At 61.5% G+C, this 1484-nt stretch carries 1 protein-coding gene, 1 pseudogene and 1 other annotated feature; of the genes and pseudogenes, one reads left to right on the forward strand and one right to left on the reverse strand.

Features of this window, described 5'->3' with window-relative positions:
* Positions 1 to 74, reverse strand: a sequence feature (AL1L pseudoknot). This feature is flagged as partial in the annotation.
* Positions 1 to 326, reverse strand: a pseudogene (locus NKH35_RS31705) (IS3 family transposase); the annotation flags it as partial. It overlaps the preceding feature by 74 nt.
* A 499-nt stretch (positions 327 to 825) precedes the next feature.
* Between NKH35_RS31705 and NKH35_RS31710 the strand changes: the two are divergent.
* Positions 826 to 1484 (forward strand): KUP/HAK/KT family potassium transporter (locus NKH35_RS31710; RefSeq protein ID WP_352917568.1); only part of this gene is annotated, 659 nt, incomplete at its 3' end.

A 1484-nucleotide genomic window follows, 5' to 3' on the forward strand; every position in this document is an offset into this window, starting at 1 on the left:
GCCTTGCGGTGATCGTCGATGAACGCGATCGTGGCCTGAACCGGCGGTCGAGCTTCGCCTGGGCAAAATACGCGGAAGCCTTTGCTCTCGTTGGCCTGCGAAGCTCGCGGCTCTCGCGTTCCAGAGCCTTCAGTTTCGTCGCAGCATCCGTGGGAACTCCGGCGCGCACGCCGCCGTCACGCTCGGCTTTCTTGCAGCCGATCTTGGCGGCGATCGATGAAACCGCCGCCCACCGCGACGTATGCTCGCGTTCGTGATCCAGAACCAGCCGCACCGCGGGGGGTCCGGACCTCGGGAGAGAACTTGTTGGTCGCCTTGCTTGTCATGGTTCCACCTTCTGAGGAGTTGGAGCCTCCGATCAACCCGGGGCGGCACACAACAAGGGTCACGGATCAATCTGGGCGGGAACCCTAGAGAATCAGCCCTCAGAGCCTTTGGTAATAGACCGACCCCTCCTGTTTGGGCTGGGTGTACAAGTCAGGTTTTCATCAGGTTGGACGAGTATGTCTGGCAGCCAGAGCGCGACCACTTCCGTGCCCGCCCACTCGTCTGGCAGACACACAAAGGAGAAAGATATGCCGTCAGCTACAAGCAGCGCCATCGTTTCCTGCCGAAGATCATCGCCCATCCGGTCTGGCCCTCCTTCAGGTCCCCTTGAGCCTGTGTCTCGTCGAGGAAATGGCCCGGGAGCGGGATCGTGGTTTCGTATGAGACAATCCGCCGGTGCGGCAACAAATGCGGTCCGCATACGGAGCCATTACGTCGCGGCACTTGATATTGCAGTGCAGCAAAGGTAGAGGGCCGCCCCTTATCGGAGTGTCGTCCATGGTCCTTACCAATACTGGTAGCGAGGCTGAACCCGTCGAACAGTCGAGCCATCCTGCAATCGAACAGCAAAGCCCCAAGGTGCTGATGCTAGGCGCGCTCGGCGTTGTCTATGGCGATATTGGCACCAGCCCGATCTACGCCTTTCGCGAGGCGCTGGTGGCGTCGTCGGGCGGCAATGTCGCCCAGCGCGGCGATATTCTCGGCGTGCTGTCGCTGATCATCTGGTCGCTGACGATCATCGTCACCATCAAGTACATCATGTTCGTGCTGCGCGCCGATAACGGCGGCGAGGGCGGCGTGCTGTCGCTGATGGCGCTGGCGCGCGGCAGTTTCCCCAAGCGCTCGGCGCTGATGCTCGGCATCGGCATTGTCGGGGCATCGCTTTTCTTCGGTGATGCCGTCATCACGCCGGCGATATCGGTGCTGTCGGCGGTTGAGGGCATGAATGTCGTCACGCCGACCTTCCAGCCCTATGTCGTGCCGCTGACACTGGTCATTCTTGCCATGGTGTTTGCGGTGCAGCGCTTCGGCACGGGCGGGGTAGGATTGGTGTTCGGCCCGGTGACGGCGGTGTGGTTCCTGGCAATTGGCCTTTCCGGGCTCAACCACATCATCGCCGATCCGGAAATCCTGTGGGCGGTGAGCCCGCACTACAT

It is taken from the genome of Mesorhizobium sp. M1143 (genome assembly GCF_040318435.1).
GTDB lineage: Bacteria > Pseudomonadota > Alphaproteobacteria > Rhizobiales > Rhizobiaceae > Mesorhizobium.